The following is a 22,640-nucleotide window of genomic DNA, read 5'->3' on the forward strand; positions in this document are numbered from 1 at the left end:
ATCATCTCTCTACTCGCTCTGTGTTCCACGCCGAAGCAGTACTGACAGAGAAGAGCATCCAGACGATGCCGAATAGTCAACGTTCCACCCATGAGCAAACCGTGCGAGACATGCGCTCGCAGTCGGCTATGCGCTCCTTAGAAAGGAGGTGATCCAGCCGCACCTTCCGGTACGGCTACCTTGTTACGACTTCGTCCCAATCGCCAGTCCCACCTTCGACGGCTCCCCCCACAAGGGTTGGGCCACCGGCTTCGGGTGTTACCGACTTTCGTGACGTGACGGGCGGTGTGTACAAGGCCCGGGAACGTATTCACCGCAGCAATGCTGATCTGCGATTACTAGCGACTCCGACTTCATGGGGTCGAGTTGCAGACCCCAATCCGAACTGAGACCGGCTTTTTGAGATTCGCTCCACCTCACGGCTTCGCAGCTCATTGTACCGGCCATTGTAGCACGTGTGCAGCCCAAGACATAAGGGGCATGATGACTTGACGTCGTCCCCACCTTCCTCCGAGTTGACCCCGGCAGTCTCCTGTGAGTCCCCATCACCCCGAAAGGCATGCTGGCAACACAGAACAAGGGTTGCGCTCGTTGCGGGACTTAACCCAACATCTCACGACACGAGCTGACGACAGCCATGCACCACCTGTACACCGACCACAAGGGGGCACCCATCTCTGGATGTTTCCGGTGTATGTCAAGCCTTGGTAAGGTTCTTCGCGTTGCGTCGAATTAAGCCACATGCTCCGCCGCTTGTGCGGGCCCCCGTCAATTCCTTTGAGTTTTAGCCTTGCGGCCGTACTCCCCAGGCGGGGAACTTAATGCGTTAGCTGCGGCGCGGACGACGTGGAATGTCGCCCACACCTAGTTCCCAACGTTTACGGCGTGGACTACCAGGGTATCTAATCCTGTTCGCTCCCCACGCTTTCGCTCCTCAGCGTCAGTATCGGCCCAGAGATCCGCCTTCGCCACCGGTGTTCCTCCTGATATCTGCGCATTTCACCGCTACACCAGGAATTCCGATCTCCCCTACCGAACTCTAGCCTGCCCGTATCGAATGCAGACCCGGAGTTAAGCCCCGGGCTTTCACATCCGACGCGACAAGCCGCCTACGAGCTCTTTACGCCCAATAATTCCGGACAACGCTTGCGCCCTACGTATTACCGCGGCTGCTGGCACGTAGTTAGCCGGCGCTTCTTCTGCAGGTACCGTCACTCTCGCTTCTTCCCTGCTGAAAGAGGTTTACAACCCGAAGGCCGTCATCCCTCACGCGGCGTCGCTGCATCAGGCTTTCGCCCATTGTGCAATATTCCCCACTGCTGCCTCCCGTAGGAGTCTGGGCCGTGTCTCAGTCCCAGTGTGGCCGGTCGCCCTCTCAGGCCGGCTACCCGTCGTCGCCTTGGTAGGCCATCACCCCACCAACAAGCTGATAGGCCGCGGGCTCATCCTGCACCGCCGGAGCTTTCCACACGCATCCCATGCGGGAGCGTGTCATATCCGGTATTAGACCCCGTTTCCAGGGCTTGTCCCAGAGTGCAGGGCAGATTGCCCACGTGTTACTCACCCGTTCGCCACTAATCCCCGGCCGAAACCGGTTCATCGTTCGACTTGCATGTGTTAAGCACGCCGCCAGCGTTCGTCCTGAGCCAGGATCAAACTCTCCGTGAATGCTTCCGGGATATCCCGGTCACACAGTCACGAGAGCGGAGCAGACCGGAGGAATAATCCAGTCCGCTCACAGCGTCCTCGCTGTGTATTTTCCAAAGGAACCTCGTCCGAGATGGACGGGGTTATCAACATATCTGGCGTTGACTTTTGGCACGCTGTTGAGTTCTCAAGGAACGGACGCTTCCTTCGAAACCGTTTCACCGGTTTCTCCGGGCGCTTCCCTTCGGTGTTTCCAACCTTACCAGATCCGTTTTCCGTTCCGTTTCCGGTCCGAATTCCGTTTCCGGCCCCCTGCTGGAGCGGGGTCTTTCGCGCCTTCCGGCGTGATTACCACTTTAGCGGATTCCCCCGGATGCTCATAATCGAGCTTCCCGATCCGAATTCCGGCATGCCGAAATCCATCCCGTTGAGGGGCCGTGCAGAAGTGGTTTGCCGCCGGTGCGGCGCAAGTGCCGCCCAGAGAACCGTTACGGCTCCGTGGCAGCTCGGAGTACATTACGGATCGCCCGGACCCGTGTCAACACCGACTGGGCCGAATGCCTCAGTCGAGGTTGCTCAGGCGCCCCTCGGCATCGGGCTGGGCTTCCTCCACCCGGCGCAGCACACGGGTGAGCATCGCGCCGAGGGCTCCTCGCTCCTCGCTGGAGAGGTCCTGGAGAAGGTCCGCCTCGAAGACCGTGGCCTGGCGCATGGCCTCCAGCCACTTCTCCCGGCCGTCGGGGGTCAGCTCGACGATGACGCGGACCCGGTTGTCGGCATCACGCTCACGGGTGACCAGACCCTCGTTGACCATGCGGTCGATGCGGTGGGTCATGGCGGCGGGGGTGAGGCCAAGCCGCTTGGCCAGGTCTCCGGGACCCAGGCGGTAGGGAGCGCCCGAAAGGACGAGCGCCTTGAGGACCTCCCACTCGGAGTTGCTGATCCCCAGCCTGGCCGACTGGCGGCCGTATGCGACATGCATGCGCCGGGTGAGCCGGCTGAGCGCGCTGACGACCTGCTCCACCTGGGGGTCCAGGTCCTGGAACTCGCGCTGATAGGCCGCGATCTGCTCCTCGAGGCTCAGCAGGTCGTCCGCGTCGGGGGTCTCCGCCATGGTCAACAGCATGACACGAAAGTCATTGGCGCTGAAGTCCTTCGTTCTGTACTCTTAAGCATTGAAGTTTAGGTTCGAAGTCTTCAGACATCGATCCTCCGGGCTGACCCGCAGGTCAGCCCCGTTCTCCCTTGACCCTTCTCGACCTAGGTAGGTGAGTGTGACCACCGCGATGGGCGCAGCGCTGCGCCGTATCCAGCTGGGCAACGCGCTGAGCGCGTTCGGCAACGGCTTCACGGTCCCGTTCCTCTTCGTCTATGTGGCGCAGGTGCGGGACCTCGGTTCGAACACCGCGGGCGTGGTGCTCGCGACGTTCGCCGTGGCCGCGCTTGCCGTGCTGCCCTTCATCGGTCGGGTGATCGACCGACGGGGGCCGCTGTCCGTTGTCGTCGCGGGCGCGGTCGCCGCCGCTGTCGGATCGATGGGGCTCGGGCTGGCGGCGAGCGAGCCGCTGGTCATCGCCGCGGCCGGAGTGCTCGGCGCGGGCATCGCGGCCATACAGCCGGCGCTGGCCACGCTGATCGTCTGGTGCTCGACGCCGGTCACCCGGTCGCGGGCCTTTGCCACCCAGTTCTTCCTCGGCAATCTGGGCCTCGGCGTCGGCGGGCTGCTCGGCGGGCTGCTGGTGGACACCTCCTCAGCCTCGAGCTTTGTGCGGCTCTTCGCGATCGACGCGGTGATGTTCCTGGTGCTCGGCGCCGCGGTCGCGACCGTAAGGCTGGCGAAGACACCGGTGTTCGACGATCCGGTACCGACCGCCGATGAGCACCTCGGTGGCGCCCGCGGCGGCTGGCGTTCGCTGCTCGGCCACCGGGCCATGGTGCAGCTGTGTGTGCTGGGCTTCGTGATGTTCTTCGCCTGCTACGGCCAGTTCGAGTCCGGGCTGTCGGCGTTCGCGGTGGATGTCGCCCGGATATCGCCGTCGATGCTGGGCGTCGCTCTGGCCGCGAATACGGCGGCGATCGTGCTGGCGCAGTTCGTCGTGCTCAAGCTGGTCGAGCGGCGGCGGCGCAGCCGGGTGATCGCACTGGTCGGGCTGGTCTGGACGGTGGCGTGGTGCGTCGCCGGGTCCGCCGGGCTGGTGCCCGGGAGCCAGGCCGTCGGCATCATCGCGATCGTCTCGGCGTACGCGCTGTTCGGGATCGGTGAGGCGATGCTGTCGCCGACCGTCGCGCCGCTGGTCGCCGATCTGGCGCCATCGTCGGCACTCGGTCAGTACAACTCGGCGTTTGCGCTGGTCAAGCAGCTTGCCCTGGCGGTGGGCCCGGCGGTCGGCGGGCTGATGGCCGGTGCCGGGCTGTATGGGACGTACATCGTGACGCTGATCGTCTGCTCGCTCGGCATCACCGCGCTCGCGCTGAGGCTCGGCAAGTGGCTCACCGCCGAGCAGGACAATCCGCTGCGGGCGGTCGCCGGTGCCGCGGTGCCCGCGACGCGGGCGGCCGCCTCGGACGAGGTGACCACCGCGGCCTGAGCCACCCGGCCATTCCGCCATCGCCCTGGTGCGGCGAAGGAGTCAGTCGGCTCCGCCGTGCCAGGGCGATGTCGTTGTTCGGGGTCGGCCTTGTCCTCGGGCCAGCGCTGCCGGGACCCCTTCGTGGAGCTACCCCGCCGGCAGGGCGAATTCGCACCACACCGCTTTGCCGCCGCCCGGTGTGCGGCGTGAGCCCCAGGACGAGGCGATGGTCGCGACGATCGAGATGCCGCGTCCGGCCTCGTCCACCGGTTCGGCCCGGCGGCGGCGCGGCAGATGCTCATCGCCGTCCGTCACCTCGATGATCAGGCGGCGGTCGGTGCGGCGCAGCCGCAGCCGCATGGGCGGTGTGCCGTGCTGGAGGGAGTTGGCGACGAGCTCGCTGGCGGCGAGCACGCCCAGATCGCGCAGCTCCATGGGGAAGCGCCAGCTGGCGAGGACCCCTGAGGCGAAGGCCCGGGCGCGCGGCGCGGCCTCCACGCCACCGAGGAGCTCCAGCGCGGCGTTGTGGAAGAGCTCGGCGTCATGCCCCGTACGGGCGGGGTGCTGGAGGACCAGCACCGCCACATCGTCGTCGTGCTCCGCGGTGATGCCCAGGGCCCTGATGAGGCGGTCGCACATGACCTGGGGCGAGCCGGTCGCGCCCGCGAAGACGCGCTCGAGGGCGGCCACCCCGTCGTAGATGTCCTTGTCCCGCCGTTCCACCAGGCCGTCGGTGTAGAGGACCGCGCTGGCCCCGGGGCCGAGCGGGACCGAGCCGGTGGTGTGGAGCCAGCCGCCGGTGCCGAGCGGAGGTCCGGTGGGCTCGGAGGCGCGGCGCACGGTGCCGTCCGGGTCGCGGACCAGGATCGGCAGATGGCCCGCGGAGGCGTAGACGAGGCGGTTCTCGTTGGGGTCGTGGACGGCGTAGGCGCAGGTGGCGATCTGGTGGGGGTCGATCTCGGCGGCCAGGCCGTCGAGGAGCTGCAGGACCTCGTGCGGCGGGAGGTCGAGCCGGGCGTAGGCGCGGACGGCGGTGCGCAGCTGGCCCATGACGGCGGCGGCCCGCACCCCGCGGCCCATGACGTCGCCGATGACGAGGGCGGTGCGGCCGGCGCCCAGGGTGATGACGTCGTACCAGTCGCCGCCCACCGCCGCTTCCGTGCCGCCGGGCTGATAGGTGGCGGCGACCCGCAGATCGTCGGGCTGCTCCAGCTCCTGGGGGAGGAGACTGCGCTGGAGGGTGACGGCGGCCTCGCGCTGGAGGCGCTCGCCGGCGCGCAGCCGCTCCGCGGATTCGACCTGGTCGGTGACGTCGGCGCCGAAGACGAGCACGCCGCGGACGGGCTCGGTGACCGTGCCGACGGCGGTGGCTGTGGCGACGGCCTCGGTGGCGACCGCTTCCGGCATGACGCCCTTACGGAGGACGGCTTCCCGGATCGATCCGTCCACCGGCGATCCATCCACCGGAGCTCCGTCGACGGCCCCCTCCACCGCCCGCTCGTCCGCCGGCTGCGCGGGGGCGACGACTCTGGGCGCGGCCATCTCGATCGGGGAGCAGGTGAAGGTGTAGTAGCCGTGGCGCGATAGGCCGGGGCCGGGGGCCGAGCCCTCCTGTCGCGGCCCGGGGGTGGTCGCCGGGCCGCCCGCGGGCACGCGCCGGGACTTGACCGTACGGGGCTTGCCGCTGCGCAGGACCTGGTCCATGAGCGGCAGCAGCCCCAGCTCCGTCAGCTCGGGCAGGGCCTGGCGGGCGGGCGTGCCGGGCGCCCGGGAGCCGAAGAGCTCGACATAGGTGTCGTTGAGGTAGGCGACGCGGTGCTCGGGGCCGTAGACCACCGCGACCAGCGCCGGCACCTGGCCGAGGAGGTCATGGACGGACAGCCCGTCGAGGGTCGGGACGGCGTCGGGCGGCGCGGCGTCGGAAGCGGCGGCAGCGGGAGGCTCGCCGCGCCCGGAGGGGTCGGCGCGCTCGCCCCGGGCCGCCGGGACGGAGCCGCCGCCCGCGGTGGCCGCGGGCTTCGGCCGCCGCCCACCGCGGTCTGCCCGGGCGGCGTTGCGTCGCTGGGTTCGGGGGAGCCGGGCGCTCCAGCGCGTGAAGTTCACTGCGGATTACCTCGTGGGGTGGTGGCTGAGCTGCGCGCCGGCGCGGGATCGGGGAGATGGGTGCGGGTACGGGGGACGGCCCCCAGGGGAATGCAGCAAACTTCCGAATCCTCGCGATTGTCACTCTTTGCAGATACGAGCCCACCCATGGTCACACGACCAGTGTGGCCGACCGGACTGACATCCGTGAGACGCCGATCCCGGGAGGGGAGTTCCCGGCTCCGCCCCGATCGGCTCAACTGGACTCGGGATGGCGACCGGTGTCCGCGGCGAGTTTGAACTCGGCGCGCGGGTTCTCCAGCGAGCCCAGCGAGACGATCTCGCGCTTGAACAGCCCCGACAGGATCCACTCGGCCAGCACGCGCGCCTTACGGTTGAACGTCGGCACCCGGCTGAGGTGGTAGGCACGGTGCATGAACCAGGCAGGGTAGCCCTTCAACTTGCGTCCGTAGACATGGGCGACGCCTCTGTGGAGCCCCAGGGAGGCCACGGAGCCCGAGTACTTGTGCGCGTAGTCGGTGAGCGGCCGGCCGGCGAGCGAGGCTGCCACGTTCTCCGCGAGGACCTTGGACTGGCGGACGGCGTGCTGTGCGTTGGGGGCGCACTCCGCACCGGGCCGGTCGGCCGTCAGATCGGGCACCGACGCGGCGTCCCCGGCCGACCAGGCGTGCTCCACGCCCTCCACCTGGAGCGCCGCGGTGCATTTGAGCCGGCCTCGCTCGTTCAGCGGCAGATCGGTGGCGGCGAGGATCGGGTGCGGTTTGACGCCCGCGGTCCACACGAGCGTGCGGGTGGGGAAGCGCGAGCCGTCACTCAGTGCGGCGACCCGGTCGGCGCAGGAGTCCAGGCGGGTCTCCAGCCGGACGTCGATATTGCGGCCGCGCAACTCCCGGACGGCGTACTTGCCCATCTCCTCGCCGACCTCCGGCAGGATCCGGTTGGTGGCCTCCACGAGGATCCACTTCAGATCCTCGGGGGCGATGTTGTGGTAGTAGCGGACGGCGTACCGGGCCATGTCCTCCAGCTCGCCGAGCGCCTCGACGCCCGCGTAACCGCCGCCGACGAAGACGAAGGTCAGCGCCGCGTCGCGGACCTCGGGGTCCCGGGTCGAGGAGGCGATGTCCAACTGCCCGAGGACATGGTTGCGCAGGCCGATGGCCTCCTCGACGGTCTTGAAGCCGATGCCGAACTCGGCGAGGCCGGGGACCGGGAGGGCGCGGGACACGGAGCCGGGGGCCAGCACCAGCTCGTCGTAGTGGATGTCGACCGTGCCGGTGCGCTCCTCCTCCGTGGCGAGGGTTTTCACGGTCGCGGTGCGTTTGCCGTGGTGGATCGCGGTGGCCTCGCCGATGACGACCGTGCAGTCGGGCAGGACCCGCCGCAACGGCACGACGACGTGGCGCGGTGAGATCGATCCGGCCGCCGCCTCGGGCAGGAAAGGCTGATAGGTCATATACGGCTCTGGATCGACCACGATGACCTGCACGCCGCCTTGCCTCAGCTCTCGCTTCAGCTTTCGCTGGAGGCGCAGCGCGGCGTACATCCCGACGTAGCCACCACCGACAACGAGAATGCGCGCGGGTTCCTTCACCCTCCCATGAGGCACGCGCGACCGCCGTTTGTCCACAGCCCCGGCGAATTGTGTGACCGGATGGCTTGACTCGCCCCGCGGCGCGGAATCGGTTACACGTACGAAATGTCCGCAGGTCAGCCCCTCGATGGTCGGTGACGATCGAGGGGCGAGTCAGAAAAAGGCGGTCCTCTGCTCTGATCGGGGGACGTTCTGTCCCGAGCTACCCTCTTCTTTCTTGACCTGGGCTCAACTATGTTCGTACTTCGTCGGGGTTGTGACTGCCTCGGCAGTCTGGGCGGGGAGTCTCCGGGGGGAGACGTCATTACCGGGGGATCACTTATGCACCTTCAGGGTTCGTCATGGTCCGCAGCCGTCGCATCGTCAGACGGAAACGGCGGACGGAACACACCGTTGCGCGTGGATGCGCAGCGCAATCTGGAGCACGTCCTGCGGGCGGCGCGCGAAGTCTTCGGTGAGCTGGGATACGGGGCTCCGATGGAAGACGTGGCGCGCCGGGCGCGAGTCGGGGTGGGCACCGTCTATCGGCGCTTCCCGAGCAAGGACGTGCTGGTGCGCCGCATAGCCGAGGAGGAGACGGCGAGGCTGACCGATCAGGCGCGAGCGGCGCTGGGTCAGGAGAACGAGCCGTGGTCCGCGCTGGCCCGGTTCCTGCGCACCTCGGTGGCGTCCGGCGCGGGCCGGCTGCTGCCGCCGCAGGTGCTGCGGGTCGGGGTCGATGTGGAGGCCGAGATCCGGCTGCCGCAGCAGCGGCAGGCGGCGTTAGCCGCACCGGGTCAGCCGGAGCTCCGGCTGGTCGAGCGGCCGACCGCACCTGAGGACGAGCCGGACGACGCGGGCGCCGCGGCGCTGCTGGAGGTCGTCGGGCAGCTGGTGGAGCGGGCACGGGCAGCGGGCGAGCTGCGCCCGGATGTGGCCGTCGCCGACGTACTGCTGGTGATCGCCACGGCGGCGCCCTCGCTGCCGGACGCGGCGCAGCAGGCGGCGGCGTCGGCCCGGCTGCTGGACATCCTGCTGGACGGGCTACGGTCGCGCCCCGTGGGGTGATGCCGTCGGCCCTGGAGCGAAATCCACGCCCGGCAGGGTGACATCGGCGACGTCCGATGAGCCCTGCCGGGCGTGGCTGCTTGCTGCGGGGCCGCCCGCGGGAGTGGTCGGCGATGCGTCGGCCCGGTGGGCGGGGTCCGCCAGCAGGTGCGCGCGTTTCGTGCGCCGGGGCGGTCGGGAGTGGCGGTCGGGGGTGCGTTGCGCCCCCTCCGTACGAGTGACGACACGCGACTGTCGGCCGGGGCGTTGCGCGGGCCCGCGGGTGCGCCCGCGTCAGCGGGCGGGCGGCGGTGCGGCGCCACGGTCGGCGGGCTTGGCCTGGGCGTCGGGGTGGGCTTGGGCGTCGGGCTTGGCCTGGTCGTCGGTTGCGGCACGGTCGACGGCCTTGGCCTGGGCGTCTGCTTGGGCCGCGGTGGCTTCGAAGGCATCCGCAACGTCGGTGGCGTCCGTGGCTTCCGTGGCATCGGTCGCGTCCGCGACGTCGGTGCCGTCCGTGGCATCCGCGACGTCGGTGGCATCCGTTGCGTCCGTTGCATCCGTTGCGTCGAGAGACGCCAGCACCTCATCGAGCAGGCAGACGGCCTGCTCGGGGGTCAGGGTCGCGTTCTCGGCGCGCAGCTTCTCCACCGCGTCCTCGCCCAGCGCCTCGCTCGCGCGGGCCACGGTCGCGCCGACGTCCCCGGCCACCAGGGGTGAGCGCGGCAGCCGACCGCGCCAGCCGTCGGCGGCGCCCAGCAGCCGACCGGCGAGCCGCTCCTGTCCGCATCGCGTCAGGAGCTCCGCCGCCGACTCCGCCTGATGGGCCAGCAGCAGTTCCATGGAGCTCGCCTCGAAGCCCTCGCGCAGAGTGTCCCGCAGCTTGCGCAGTCCGCCGACCAGATCGCCCTCCAGGCCGGTGATACGGCCGTCCAGGCCGCTGGCCACGACCCAGAACTGCGGCGGAGGCGTGCCACGCCCCGCTCGATCCCAAGCGCCGTCGCAATACGTCCTGGCCCGCGCCAGATCACCACGCGACAGCTCCGCCTCGCTGCGCACGATCTGGTTGAAGGCCCACACGTCCTGGGTACCGCAGCGCTCCGCCGCCTCCTCGGAGCGCGCCACCAACGTCAGCGTGGCCTCCAAGTCCTGCTCGTGGAGGGCGAGATCGGCGAGGCGGGTGTAGAGGAACGGCACCTCGGTGTGGGCGCCGAGCTCCTGCGCGAGCCGCAGTGCCTTCTCGTAGGCGGCCTTCGCCTCCGCGAACCGGCCGTGGTGGGTGGCGATCTCGCCGCGCGCGCCCTCCACCTGGGCCAGCAGCCAGCGATCGCCGACGCGGGCGGTCAGCTCGCGCAGCTCGGCCAGGTCGTCGTCGACGGTCTCGATACCGCCCGGCATGTCGATGGCGAGGTGGGTGCGGTACATCAGCGTGATGCCGAGCGCCCAGTCGTCCCCGTGCGTGCGGCAGACGGCCACGGTCTGGTCCATGAGCGGCAGCATCCCGCCGGCGAAACCCTCGATGACGAAGGCCGTGAACGGCCACAGCAGAGCGGGGAAGGACGCGCTACGGGGCCCCGGGTGGCCCGCGTAGGCGTCGCGCATGCGTATGGCGACGTCCCGGATCCTGGGGTCGCTCAGATCCGGGCCGGTGCCCTGCTCCGCGAGCAGGACGAAGAGCATCAGCCGCAGGTCCATCCGCTGCCAGTACCGGGTGGCTTCCTCGTCGACACCGTCCTCGCCGTCCGGAATCCGGTCCGGGATGTGCGGGAACTGGTCAAGGGGATTGTTGCCGCCCGGTATGCGGTGCGCCTCGGCGTCCGTGCCCTGCGTGCGGGCCTGGAGAGCCAGGGCACGGCCGACCCAGGCGGCGCCCTCGTCCCGGTAGTTGCGCAGCCACCAGAACCAGGCCAAGGCATGGATGAGCGCGAAGACGGTGTCCTCGTCCGCGACGGTCAGGGAGCGGTGCAGCGCTGCCCGGATGTTGTCGAGGTCGGTCTCGACGAGGTGGAGCCAGGGCAGTTGTTCGGCGGAGCGCAGTCGGGGTTCGGCGGTGCGGATGAAGTCCCTGAAGTGGGCGGTGTGACGGGCCACGGCGGCCTTGTGGTCGGCACGGGCCGCCGGGTCCTCGCTGGCGCGCTTGCCGACGTACTCGTGGATCGTCTCCAGCATCCGGTAGCGGGGCTCCCCACCGGGCGTACCGGAGGACTCCGCCGCCGCACCGTGCGACGGATGGTCGACGACCAGGAGCGACTTGTCGACCAGCGCCCCGAGCAGCTCCAGCACCTCGGCGGGCGCGATCCTGGCGTGGGGGCGCGTATGGGAGCGCAGAGGGGGGCGCGTCTCGTCGTACGCGACCGTGTCGCCCGGCTCGGGCGTGCTTGCCGTCGCGTCCGTAAGGGCGCCACGGGTGTCGACGTCATCCTCCAAGGCGCCATCGCCGAAGACGCCGTCGCGGAAGGCGCCATCGTCGAAGACGCGATCCTCGTCCGTGTCGACCGTAAGGACGTTCTCACCGGGCGGGGCGTCTGCGCACACCGCCTCGGCCGCGGACAGGGTCCACCCGCCCGCGAAGACCGACGCACGGCGCAGCACCGTGCGCTCGCGGTCGTCGAGGAGGTCCCAGGACCATTCGACGACGGCCCGCAGGGTCTGCTGGCGGGGCAGCGCGGTTCTGCTGCCGCTGGTCAGCAGGCGGAAACGGTCGTCCAGCCGGTCCGCGATCTGGTGTGGGGTCAGCAGCCGCAGCCGCGCAGCGGCCAGCTCGATCGCCAGCGGCAGACCGTCCAGGCGGCGGCATATCTCCGCGACCGCGGCCGCCGTCTCCGGGTCCGCCGCCGGGTCGAAGCCGGGCCTTACGGTGGCCGCGCGCTCGGCGAACAGCTGGTGAGCGGGGGCGGGCGCGAGCGGCTCCACCGGTCTGATGGTCTCGCCGGGCACCCCCAGCGGCTCCCGGCTGGTGGCGAGCACGGTCACACCGGGGCAGTGCGCGAGCAGGGTCTCGGCGAGCCGGGCCGCGGTGTCGATGACGTGCTCGCAGTTGTCGAGCAGGAGCAACAGCCGGCGGTCGGCGCAGTACTCGACGAGCCGACTGGTCGGATCCCCGCCGTCCGGGCCCGTGGTGCGGCTTTCGAGCCCTGAGGCGAGCAGCATGGTCGCGCGGCGGCCGACCGCGCTCAGGACGGCGCCGGGGACGGCGGAGGGATGGTCGAGCGGGGCGAGTTCAGCCACCCAGACGCCGTCCGGATAGCCGGCCGTCACGGTCGCCGCGGCCTCCTCGGAGAGCCGGGTCTTGCCGGAGCCGCCGGGGCCGGTGAGGGTGACCAGCCGGGCGCCGGCCAGGTCCCGGAGGATGTCGTCGATCTCGTTCTGCCGGCCGACGAAGCTGTTGAGGCGGGCCCTGAGGTTGCTGTGCGGCAGAGGCGGCACGGAGGTGCCCGAGCCCGCCTCCCGGCCGTCGTCGCCCCGGCTTCGAGCCCCACCGCCGGTTTCTCCGCTCCCAGCGGGGCCGTCGAACGCGCCTCTGGACGGGTTGCCCAACGCGCCCCTGGACGGGTCGCCGAACGCGCCTCTGGCCGCGCCGTCGCCCCGGCCGTCGGTCATCCCCGTGGGTGCGCTGTCGCCCCGGCCGTCGAGAGCCCACCCAGCCCCGCTGTCGGCCCGGGCCTCGCCCCCACCGCTCCCCCCGTGGCCGTCGGCCCTCGGCGCCACGGCCTCCGCGGTGGGCGTGCCGCGCGCGGCGCCCGGCTCCCCGAGGGCCGGCTCGGCGTTCGTCGTCAGCAGCCGTCTGTGGAGCTCCCTCAGCTCCGCTCCCGGGTCGGTGCCGAGGCGGTCGGCGAGGATCCGGCGGACGTCCTCGTACGCGGCGAGCGCGTCGGCGGAGTGACCGGCCGCCCGCAGCGCGCGGATCAGCTGGGCGTGGAACGTTTCGTCGAGCGGATGGTCCGCGACGAGCTGGCGCAGCTCCGGTATGACGTCCGTAGGGCGGTCGAGCGCGAGGTCGGCGTCGATCCGGCGGTGCAGTGCGGTGAGCCGCAGCGCCTCGGGGCGGGCGGCGGGCGCGTCCCGGTCCGGCAGGTCGGCGAGGGCCGGGCCGCGCCACAGGGCGAGCGCCTTACGGAGGGTGGCGGCGGCCGTCACGGGGTCGTCGGCGTCCAGGGCGCGGATGCCCTCGTTCGTCAGCCGCTCGAAGCGCAGCAGGTCGATGTCGTCCTGGGGGGTGGCGGTCGCGAGGCGGTAGCCGCCGGGTGAGGAGACGACGGCGTCCCTGCCGATGGTCCGGCGCAACCGGCCGACCAGCGCCTGGAGCGCGGCGGGCGCGTCATGCGGAGGGTCGTCGGCCCACACCTCGTCGATCAGGACGTCGACGGAGACCGGGGCGGAGCGTGCGGCCCGTACGGCGAGCGCGGCGAGCAGCGCGCGGATCCGGGGGCCGCCGAGGGGGAACGGGTCGCCGTGGTCGTCGCGCGCTTCGGTGGTGCCGAGGATCAGATACCGCACAGAGGCCATTCTCCTAGGTTGCCGGTTGCCGCTGGGGAGATCGTGCGGCGCGGCCCCCTCGTCTCGTCCGCCATGGGGACTTGTCCGCCATAAGGACCTGTCCGCCGTGAGGGCTGGTCCGCCGCCGCGCGCCGCCGTCTGCCATGAGGACCCGCTCGCCGTCGTCAGCCGTAAGGACGCCGGCTTCGTGCGCGGCGGGTCCGCGGCGGGTCCGCACCAGCCCCGGCTCCCCGAGCGCCAGGGGCCATGCCCCGCGGGGCACCCAGGGGGCGGGCGAGGTGTCACCAGGCGGCCTCGTGCCGCCTCGGTGCGGAAGCCGTCACAGGCTCGGGCGCGGCACCACTCCGCCGGCGACGGCCCGCTGCCGTGGCGCTGCCGTACCCGTCCAGCAGGTGCCCCGGCGGGCCAGCAGGCGCCGCAGCCAGACTTCGGTGGAGACGAGTTCGGCCAGGCCGTCCAGGGGCAGCCGCTCCCCCTGTGCGGCGGCGCGCAGCGCCTTACGGATGACACGGGCCTCGATCAGGCCCGCGTCCGCCAGCAGCGGCGCGTCGAAGAGGGTCATCAACTCGCCCGTCCAAGTGCGCATGCCGGTCCGTACGGCGGCGGTGTGGGCGGCGTGGGAGGTGGCTCCCCAACCGGGGGGAAGCTCCCGGATCCCCGCTCCGGCGAGGACCGTCCGCAGCACCGCGGCGCGCGCCCCCGGTTGCACCCGAAGCGCTTCGGGGAGCGCGCGGCAGGCCCGTACGACCTGGTTGTCGAGGAAGGGCGCGTGCAGGCGCTGGCTGCGGATCTCGGCGGCCTGCTCGAAGACGCGGTGGTCCGCGGCGTAGCGGGCGAGGGCGGCATCCGCGCGGCGCTCCCCGGGGCGGCGCACCAGCACGGGGCGCATGGCCGCCTCCTCCAGCCGGACGGACACCTCGGCGAGCGTCTCCCCGGTGAGCCAGCGGGCGGCGGGGCCGGGGCGGCACCACGTCAGGGCGGCGAGGGAGGCGGATACGGCGCCGGGGTCGCGTACGGCCTGGTCGTCGGTGAAGCGGCGCTCCAGGAGGCGCACCGCGGCCTCCTGGACGCCGTCGCGGTAGGAGGTGCGGGCCAGCCGTCGTGCGGCCCGGTAGACCGTGAAGGGCACGAAGAAGGACTGTGCGGAGGGGCCGTCGGCCTTCGCGAGCGCGGTGGCGGGGCGCAGCAGATGGCGTCTGCGCCGGTCGAGCAGGAGGTCGGCGAGGCGCGCCGGGTGGGCGTCGAGCACTTGGCGGGCGCCGTGCCCGATGAAGTGGTCCGCGCTGCCCGCGGCGAGCCGGCGCCGGTGGCGTTCGGCGATGACGAGGGAGGGGCCGGGCTCATCGGTAAGGGCGCCGGTGTCGAGGCCCGCGTACGGCAGGGCCTCCTCGCCCGCGGCGACGACCACATGGTGCAGCCGCGGATTGGCGGCGATGGCACCGGCCCGTTCGAGTTCGGCCTCGCGGGTGCGGGCGCCGCCCGCCGTGGCGAGGTCGTTGAAGGTGACGGCCAGGAGACGCTCGCCCGCCTCGGTGCCGTGCCCGAAGAGGGTGCCGGGCATTCCGGGGAGCCCGGCGGCGAGCAGGGCGAGGGTGGCGGAGGCGCTGCCGCCGGACAGATCGGCGCCGATGCCGGGGGCCGGGGCGCCGCGGGCGGCCCGCCGCTCGGCGGGCCCCATGCCGGGCACCGGACCGGGGTCGAGGTCGTCGGTCTCGGGGGCGTGGCGCGGGGCGGTGAGACGGGCCCGTACGGCCTCTACGAGGGCGTCCTGGACCGCGTCCACGGCCGTGCCCTGGTCGAGTGGGGGCGCGGCTACGGCGAGGGACGCGGTGGGCTCGTAGCCGGTGACGTCGCGGGCGCCGTCGCGCAGGATCAGCGCATGGCCCGGGGGCACGCGTCTGACGCCCATGTAGGGCGTGCCGTCGCCCATGGCCTCCGGGGAGTCGGGGCAGGCGAGCAGCGCGCCGAGGTGGCCCACGTCGAGCTGTGCCTCGATGAGGTCGGCGAGCGGGAGCGCGGCCGTGGCGTAGGCGGTGCCGCCGGCCCAGTCGGTGTGGAAGACGGGCCGGGCGCCCGCGAGGTCGCCGACGATGGTGATGCGGCGGCCGACCTGGGCGACGGCGGTGTAGCTGCCGGACCAGGCGGTCAGATGGCGCAGGGCGCCGCCGCGGGCGGCGAACAGCCCCACCCGCAGCTCCTCGTCGGTGGCGCCGCAGCAGCCGAAGACGGCGAGGCGGGTGAAGGGATCGGTCTGGACGACGCGCACCTCATCGGGCCGCCAGTCGCCGACCGCCCACAGCGGATCGGGGTCGGACCACAGGAGTTGGGCGCCGACCGGCTGGATCGCACGGCCCTCCGGAGGGACCGGGCCGGATGCGGTACTGCTCCACCCCACCAACCACCGCATCGCCGCCTCCACAGGCTGTGGGCATCCAGGGCAACCAAGAAGTAGGTGCCATCATGCACAGCATGTTGACGGTTTCGGCATCGAACCGGACAACAACATGGATCTCCTGGATGTCCTGTGACCACAGATGACCGCAGAAATCGCAGAATTGATCCCAGTAGGTGATGCCTCCCAGGAAGGCATCCGTAAGGAGCCCACGAGGGAACCACCGCCGGTAGCGACCCGCCGTTCCGCCGCGGCCCATGCTGCCACGACTGGGGCGCGCAAGAGCGCAAGGGCAACGACGCATATGCGGAGCGGCGCACAAGGGGCGCACGAGGGGGCGCGCGGAAAATGCGCCAACCCGCAGACCAGAGGAGGGACTTACCGTCCGCGCCGCGGCGTCCGCCGCGCACCGGGGCATCCGCGGCATGTGATACGAGGCGCACCGCTCTGGGCGGAATCCCCGCGCGATCCGAGCGGAAGAGGGCTTCCCGCGTCGGGCCTCCCCCTCCCCGGCCCGACGCGGGAGCCCGGCCGTGATGGGCGTTATTCAGCCAAGTTGCCGTGGCGCTCTCGATGCCCTTGCGGACGCCCCGCACGTACTCGACTTCCGCCTCTCGCGCCCCCCGACACGACAGTCCGGGAGGCGGCATTCGCCTCCCGGACCGTTCCGCCACCCGCGGGGAATGAGGCGGCGGCGTCCCCCAGCCCACTGGATCCAGTACAGCGGGCCGACCCACGCAGGACCCATCGAAACGTCCCCGCCGCGACTGAGACAGAGCGCACACACGGGCGCACAGCCACACACACCGGGAGCACACGTCACGCCCCGCACGCCCGTTCGTACAAGAATCTCGCCATCCGGGACACCACCTCTTAACGGTCGGGATGCGGCGAACTACGCTGGGTTTACGAATGCCCCGCGCTTATGCCGGGGCGGCCGTCGGTGCTGTCGAGGGGTGCGCATGTCCAGGGAGCCACGCGGGCCGAACGAAAAGCTCGGCACCGTTCTCGCCCTCGCTGGGATCAGCAATGCCGGGCTCGCGCGCAGAGTCAACGACCTCGGCGCCCAGCGTGGCCTGACACTTCGCTACGACAAGACGTCCGTCGCGCGCTGGGTGTCCAAGGGCATGGTCCCCCAGGGGGCCGCGCCACATCTCATTGCGGCTGCGATCGGCAGCAAACTCGGCCGGCCCGTCCCCCTGCACGAAATCGGCCTGGCCGATGCCGATCCGGCCCCCGAGGTCGGTCTCGCCTTCCCGCGCGACATCGGCCAGGCCGTCCGCTCCGCGACCGAGCTCTACCGGCTGGATCTCGCGGGTCGGCGCGGCGGGGTCGGCATCTGGCAGAGCCTGGCCGGATCTTTCTCAGTAAGCGCGTACGCCACCCCGGCCTCACGCTGGCTCATATCTCCCGCCGACAGCTCGGTGGCCCGCGAACCCAAGGACGCCGAGGACGAGACCACCGCCGCGAGCACCACGGGCGGGGCGGCGCCGGACGCCCTAGCGCTGCAGCGCGTCGGCCACAGTGACGTCACCAAGCTGCGCGAGGCCGCCGAGGACGCGCGCCGCTGGGACTCCAAGTACGGCGGCGGCGACTGGCGTTCGTCCATGGTTCCCGAGTGCCTCAGGGTGGACGCGGCGCCCCTGCTGCTCGGCTCGTACAGCGACGAGGTCGGCCGCTCCCTCTTCGGCGCCACCGCCGAACTGACCCGGCTCGCCGGGTGGATGGCCTTCGATACCGGCCAACAGGAGGCCGCGCAGCGGTACTACATCCAGGCGCTGCGCCTCGCCCGCGCCGCCGCCGACGTCCCCCTGGGCGGCTATGTGCTGGCGTCGATGAGTCTGCAGGCCACCTACCGGGGCTTCGCCGACGAGGGCGTGGACCTGGCCCAGGCCGCCCTGGAGCGCAACCGCGGCCTGGCCACCGCCCGCACCATGAGCTTCTTCCGGCTGGTGGAGGCGCGCGCCCAGGCCAAGTCCGGGGACGGGCCCGCCTGCGGTGCGGCCCTGAAGTCCTCCGAGGGCTGGCTGGAGCGCTCACGGGCGGGCGACCCCGATCCGTCCTGGCTCGACTTCTACAGCCATGAGCGGTTCGCGGCCGACGCCGCCGAGTGCTATCGCGATCTCCGGCTGCCGCGCCAGGTGCGTCGCTTCACCGAGCAGGCGCTGGCCCGGCCGACGGAGGAGTTCGTACGGTCGCACGGGCTGCGGCTCGTGGTGTCCGCCGTCGCCGAACTGGAGTCCGGCAATCTGGACGCGGCCTGTGCGGCGGGCGCCCGCGCGGTGGAGGTCGCCAACCGGATCTCGTCCGCGCGCACCACGGAGTACGTACGCGACCTGATGCGCCGCCTCGAGGCGTACCGCGACGAGCCGCGCGTCGCCGAGCTGCGCGAGCAGGCCCGGCCGCTGCTGGTGGCCCCGGCGTGAGCGGCCCTCGGTGTGGGCGGAGACGTGGCCGGCCCGGGATGAAAGGCGTGACCTGCCGGGGATGAGCGGTGAGGTGAGAGCTGCCCGGAATGCGCGATTCGGATGCGTGTCACCCGGAATGCGCGACTCGGCATGAATCGATCCATATGACCGGTGGACCTAGCCCGGACCCTAGTCATGGCACGGGTTTCGGGCCGTTGTCAGTGGTGCAGGTCATGATAGGGATCGACGGTCGGGCGACTGGACGGTGTGGCGCGCGGGGAGGTGACATGGCGTGACGGCGTTGGACTGCGACGTGCTGGTGATCGGGGGCGGGATCGTCGGTATGTCGACGGCGTATGCGATCACGCGCGCCGCGCCAGGCACCCGCGTGACCGTGCTCGAGAAGGAAGCGGGCCCGGCCCGCCACCAGACCGGGCGCAACAGCGGCGTGATCCACAGCGGTATCTACTACCGCCCGGGGTCGCTCAAGGCGCGGTTCGCGGTGCGCGGCGCCGCGGAAATGGTGAAGTTCTGCGCCGAATACGGCATTCCGCACGAGGTCACCGGCAAGCTCATCGTCGCCACGGAGCGCTCCGAGCTGCCCAGGCTCCACGGCCTCGTCCAGCGCGGCAGGGAGAACGGCATTCCGGTGCGCGAGCTGGGCCCCGCCCAGATCGCGGAGTACGAACCATGGGTGCGCGGCCTCGCCGCGATCCATGTCGGCACCACGGGAATCTGCGACTTCGGCGCGGTGGCGGCCCGGCTGGCCCGGCTCGCCCAGGACGCGGGCGCCTCCGTGCGGTACGGGGCGCAGGTGCGCACCATCGGCCGCCGCCCCTCCGCGGTCGCGGTGCGCACGGCGGACGGCACGGTGCTGCGCGCGCGGGCCATGGTCAACTGCGCGGGGCTGCACTGCGACGGCGTCGCCCGGCTGGCGGGCGACGACCCGGGCATGCGGATCGTGCCCTTCCGCGGTGAGTACTACGAGCTGGTGCCCTCCCGCGCCTCGCTGGTGAACGGTCTGGTGTACCCGGTGCCCGACCCGGCGTTCCCGTTCCTCGGCGTCCATCTGACCCGCGGCATCGACGGCGGCGTCCACATCGGGCCCAACGCGGTGCCGGCCCTCGCCCGCGAGGGGTACGCCTGGCATACGGTGCGCCCGCAGGAGCTGGCCGGCACGCTGGCGTATCCGGGGTCCTGGCGGATCGCCCGCCGCCACTGGCGGTACGGGGCGGGTGAGCTGCGGCGCTCCCTGTCCAAGCGCGCCTTCACCGACGCCGTGCGCCGTCTGCTGCCCGATGTGACGGCCGACGACCTGATAGCGGCCCCGGCGGGCGTGCGCGCCCAGGCGGTGCTGCCGGACGGCACGCTGGTGGACGACTTCCTGATCTCTCAGTCGCCCCGGATCGTCCATGTGCTCAACGCCCCGTCGCCCGCGGCCACGGCCTCACTCCCGATCGGCCGGGAGGTCGCCCGCCGAGTGCTCGAGACCCTTCGGGCGGGGTGAGGGGGCGGCTGTGGGTGGCTGCCACCGGACCGGACCCGATGCCCCGGTGCCCCGGCACGCCGTCCTGCCCCGCACCGGCCCCGCCGCGCTCCCCGCCTCCGCCCGTAGAATCGAAGCACTGTGTCCGAGAACCCCACCGCCCCCGATTCCCACGTGGAGCGCGCTCTGCCCGCCCCCCGTGACCGCAGCGAGCCGATGTTCCCCGGCGGTCCCGTGGCCGATCCGGCCGGCTCGCACCACGAGCGCCGCATCCGCTCCTTCCGCCCCCGCCGCGGCCGGGTGACCCCGGGCCAGGGCGAGGCGCTGCGCCGCCTGTGGCCACAGTGGGGCCTGGACATCGACGGGCTGAGCCGTATCGACCTCGGTGAGTTGTTCGCCACAGAAGCAGGCCCGCGTCCCGGCCTCCCCGTCGTCCTGGAGATCGGCTTCGGCATGGGTGAGGCCACCGCCCAGATGGCCGCCGCCGACCCCGGCACGGGCATCCTCGCCGCCGATGTCCACACCCCCGGCCAGGGCAATCTGCTCGCGCTCGCGGAGCGGAACGGCCTGGACACCATCCGGGTCGCCAACGGCGACGCGATCATCCTGCTCCGCGAGATGCTGGCCCCCGCCTCGCTCTCCGGGCTGCGGGTCTTCTTCCCCGACCCCTGGCCCAAGAAGCGGCACCACAAGCGCCGCCTCATCCAGCCCGAGTTCATCGAGCTCGCCGCCACCCGGATGAAGCCCGGTGCGCTGCTGCACTGCGCGACCGACTGGGTGCCGTACGCGGAGCAGATGCTGGAGGTCCTCTCCGCGAGCCCCGCGTTCGACAACTCCCAGCCCGACGGGGGCTATGCCCCGCGCCCGGACTTCCGGCCGCTCACCAAGTTCGAGAGCCAGGGGCTGGACAAGGGGCACCTCGTCCATGACCTGATCTTCCGCCGCAACGACACATAACGCCCCCAAGGGGATGGGCATAAACCCTGAGTCCCCCTTCCCCCTTTCGTTAGGGTCGGTCGAGTGCATCAGTCCCCGCCCCCTCAAGAGCCGCCCGAACCACCGGTCACGCCGCCGCACGAGGCTCCGTACGGAGCGCTCCCCGAGGCTCCGCGTGGCGCACCGCACGAGGCTCCGCACGGAGTGCCGTACGGCGCGCCCCAGGGCGGCGGCCTGAACGCGGCACCGCAGGGCGGCCCGTACGAGGCGGCGCACAGCACACCGCACGGCGGCACGCCGCGGGGCGCAGCGCCGCAGGACGGAGCACCGCCCGGCACCCCTTACGGCGCTCCTTACGGTGACCAGCACCCGTGGTTCGGCACCGGCGCCGCACCGACCGGCTGGCCGCATCCGCCCCGCCAGGGCCTGTGGGGGTCGGAGGGCCGGCTCGCCCGCGTCTGGCACAACAAGGCGCTGCGGGCCACCGCGCTCACCGGTCTGCTCTCGCTCTCCGGCCTGATCATCCTGGCGCTGGTGCGCGAACAGACGGGCACCAAGGGCTTCCTGGTGGGGCTCGGCCTCGCCGTGGTCCCCGTGCCACTGATCATCGCGGTCTTCCGGTGGCTGGACCGCGTCGACCCCAAGCCCTGGCGAAACCTTGTGTTCGCCTTCGCCTGGGGAGCGTGCGCCGCGACACTGGTCGCGCTGATCGCCAACGGCTTCGCCACCGAGTGGCTCATGACCACCGTGGACTCCTCGTCCCCGACCGGCCAGGCCGACGCCGACACCTGGGGCGCCACCTTCATCGCGCCGTTCGTGGAGGAGAGCGCCAAGGCGGCCGCCGTCCTGCTGCTCTTCCTCTTCCGCCGCCGCGACTTCAACGGGCTGGTCGACGGGGTCGTCGTCGCCGGAATCACCGCCACCGGTTTCGCCTTCACCGAGAACATCCTCTATCTCGGCTCGGCCTTCGTCAGCGACCAGACGCTCGGCTACTCCGGCATCCGGTCGACCACGGCCGCGACCTTCTTCATCCGCGCCGTGATGTCCCCCTTCGCGCACCCCCTCTTCACCGCGATGACGGGGGTGGGCTTCGGCATAGCCGCCGCGACGGCGCGGCACCAGCGCGTCCGCCGCGTCCTCATACCGATCGCGATGCTGCTGACCGCGATGGTCCTGCACGGCGTCTGGAACGGTTCGGCGACCCTCGGCGGCTACGGCTTCCTCATCGTCTACGCCCTGTTCATGGTCCCCATGTTCGGGCTGCTGACCTGGCTGACGCTCTGGTCCCGCACCAAGGAGCTGCGCACCATACGGGAGCAGCTCGCCGCCTATCAGGCCGCGGGCTGGCTCACCCCGCCCGAGCCCCTCGCCCTGTCCTCGATGCGGGCCCGCGGTATCGCCCGCGACCTCGCCCGCCGCACCCATGGCGCGCCGGCGGCCCGTACGGTCGGCGAGTACACCGCCTTCGCGACCTCGCTCGCCTTCCTCCGCCGCCGCGCGTACCGCGGCACGGCCGGCCCGGACTTCACCACCCACGAGAAGGAACTGCTGGACCGTCTGTGGGAACGGCGGGAGACCGCCCAGCCCGCCCTGGCCCATGCGGCGCTGTCCGTGCCGATCCCGCGGCCCCGCCGGGTACCCCGGCCGGCCCCGGGCACGATGCCCCCACCGTTCTGGCCCGCGGGGCCGTACGGCGGCGGGCACGCGTATGACTACGGAACCGGTCAGGGCTACGGCTACGGCTACGGCGGGCCCGGGACCGGTTACGGGTACGGCTACGGGGCCCAGCCGCAGTACGGGGCCCAGCCCACCTACGCGCCGTGGGGCGCCCCTCCGCCGCAGGGCCCGCAGCCGCCGCGCACCCCGCAGCCGCCCGCGAACTCGGCGACGCCCCACACCGCCCCCGTCCCCTACGGACCCGGCGGACCCGAAAGTCGTCTGTAACCTCCCGCCCCTTTCGGACGTGTTCCTACATAGAAGCGGGGAG

At 71.6% G+C, this 22,640-nt stretch carries 11 protein-coding genes and 1 rRNA gene; 6 read left to right on the plus strand and 6 right to left on the minus strand.

Features of this window, described 5'->3' with window-relative positions:
• Positions 1-141 precede the first annotated feature (141 nt).
• Together J8403_RS20250 and J8403_RS20255 are read right to left on the minus strand one after the other, a co-directional pair.
• Positions 142-1,668: ribosomal RNA gene (locus J8403_RS20250) — 16S ribosomal RNA — on the minus strand.
• Positions 1,669-2,209: 541 nt separating this feature from the next.
• Positions 2,210-2,761 (minus strand): MarR family winged helix-turn-helix transcriptional regulator, encoded by a 552-nt coding sequence (locus J8403_RS20255; protein ID WP_093470421.1) that lies wholly within the window; start codon positions 2,759-2,761, stop codon positions 2,210-2,212.
• Between the two features lie 160 nt (positions 2,762-2,921).
• On the opposite strand from J8403_RS20255, the gene J8403_RS20260 reads away from it, so the two are divergent.
• Positions 2,922-4,235, plus strand: a complete 1,314-nt coding sequence (locus J8403_RS20260) for an MFS transporter (protein WP_211128343.1) — start codon at positions 2,922-2,924, stop codon at positions 4,233-4,235.
• A 129-nt stretch (positions 4,236-4,364) separates the two neighbouring features.
• Here J8403_RS20260 and J8403_RS20265 read toward each other — a convergent pair whose 3' ends face one another.
• On the minus strand, positions 4,365-6,320 hold the full coding sequence (locus tag J8403_RS20265) for an ATP-binding SpoIIE family protein phosphatase (RefSeq protein WP_211124403.1): 1,956 nt from the start codon (positions 6,318-6,320) through the stop codon (positions 4,365-4,367).
• 235 nt (positions 6,321-6,555) lie between these two features.
• Entirely contained in the window at positions 6,556-7,911 is a 1,356-nt protein-coding gene (locus J8403_RS20270) for an NAD(P)/FAD-dependent oxidoreductase (RefSeq protein WP_211124404.1), read from the minus strand.
• Between the two features lie 321 nt (positions 7,912-8,232).
• Here J8403_RS20270 and J8403_RS20275 point away from each other — a divergent pair, with 321 nt between their 5' ends.
• Entirely contained in the window at positions 8,233-8,958 is a 726-nt protein-coding gene (locus J8403_RS20275; protein WP_059147619.1) for a TetR/AcrR family transcriptional regulator, read from the plus strand.
• Between the two features lie 273 nt (positions 8,959-9,231).
• Here the strand turns inward: J8403_RS20275 and J8403_RS20280 are convergent, their stop codons facing one another.
• Together J8403_RS20280 and J8403_RS20285 are read right to left on the minus strand one after the other, a co-directional pair.
• Positions 9,232-13,431: an AfsR/SARP family transcriptional regulator gene (locus J8403_RS20280; protein ID WP_211128344.1), complete on the minus strand. Its 4,200-nt coding sequence runs from the start codon at positions 13,429-13,431 to the stop codon at positions 9,232-9,234.
• 319 nt (positions 13,432-13,750) lie between these two features.
• Positions 13,751-15,838 carry an asparagine synthase-related protein gene (locus J8403_RS20285; RefSeq protein WP_211124405.1) on the minus strand — a complete coding sequence of 696 codons (2,088 nt, stop codon included), beginning with the start codon at positions 15,836-15,838 and terminating at the stop codon, positions 13,751-13,753.
• Positions 15,839-16,785: 947 nt separating this feature from the next.
• Between J8403_RS20285 and J8403_RS20290 the strand changes: the two genes are divergently transcribed.
• From J8403_RS20290 to J8403_RS20305, 4 genes are all read left to right on the plus strand, one after another.
• The gene (locus J8403_RS20290; protein ID WP_211124406.1) at positions 16,786-18,249 is read left to right on the plus strand and encodes an NsdA family TPR-like regulatory protein; all 1,464 of its coding nucleotides are present in this window, start codon (positions 16,786-16,788) and stop codon (positions 18,247-18,249) included.
• 274 nt (positions 18,250-18,523) lie between these two features.
• Complete coding sequence (gene lhgO, locus J8403_RS20295) at positions 18,524-19,738, plus strand: L-2-hydroxyglutarate oxidase (protein ID WP_211124407.1); 1,215 nt, start codon at positions 18,524-18,526, stop codon at positions 19,736-19,738.
• 120 nt (positions 19,739-19,858) lie between these two features.
• Positions 19,859-20,674, plus strand: a complete 816-nt coding sequence (gene trmB / locus J8403_RS20300; protein WP_059147615.1) for a tRNA (guanosine(46)-N7)-methyltransferase TrmB — start codon at positions 19,859-19,861, stop codon at positions 20,672-20,674.
• 405 nt (positions 20,675-21,079) lie between these two features.
• Complete coding sequence (locus J8403_RS20305; RefSeq protein ID WP_425519899.1) at positions 21,080-22,597, plus strand: PrsW family intramembrane metalloprotease; 1,518 nt, start codon at positions 21,080-21,082, stop codon at positions 22,595-22,597.
• The last annotated feature ends 43 nt before the right edge of the window (positions 22,598-22,640 follow it).

The sequence above is a fragment of the Streptomyces yatensis genome (genome assembly GCF_018069625.1).
GTDB classification, from domain to species: Bacteria; Actinomycetota; Actinomycetes; order Streptomycetales; family Streptomycetaceae; genus Streptomyces; species Streptomyces yatensis.

Bases quoted from the DNA above. Each gene is read 5' to 3' on its own strand.
- J8403_RS20290 (WP_211124406.1), top strand. From the start codon at position 16,786: ATGTCCAGGGAGCCACGCGGGCCGAACGAAAAGCTCGGCACCGTTCTC.
- J8403_RS20285 (WP_211124405.1), bottom strand. From the start codon at position 15,838: ATGCGGTGGTTGGTGGGGTGGAGCAGTACCGCATCCGGCCCGGTCCCT.
- J8403_RS20255 (WP_093470421.1), bottom strand. From the start codon at position 2,761: ATGGCGGAGACCCCCGACGCGGACGACCTGCTGAGCCTCGAGGAGCAG.
- J8403_RS20275 (WP_059147619.1), top strand. From the start codon at position 8,233: ATGCACCTTCAGGGTTCGTCATGGTCCGCAGCCGTCGCATCGTCAGAC.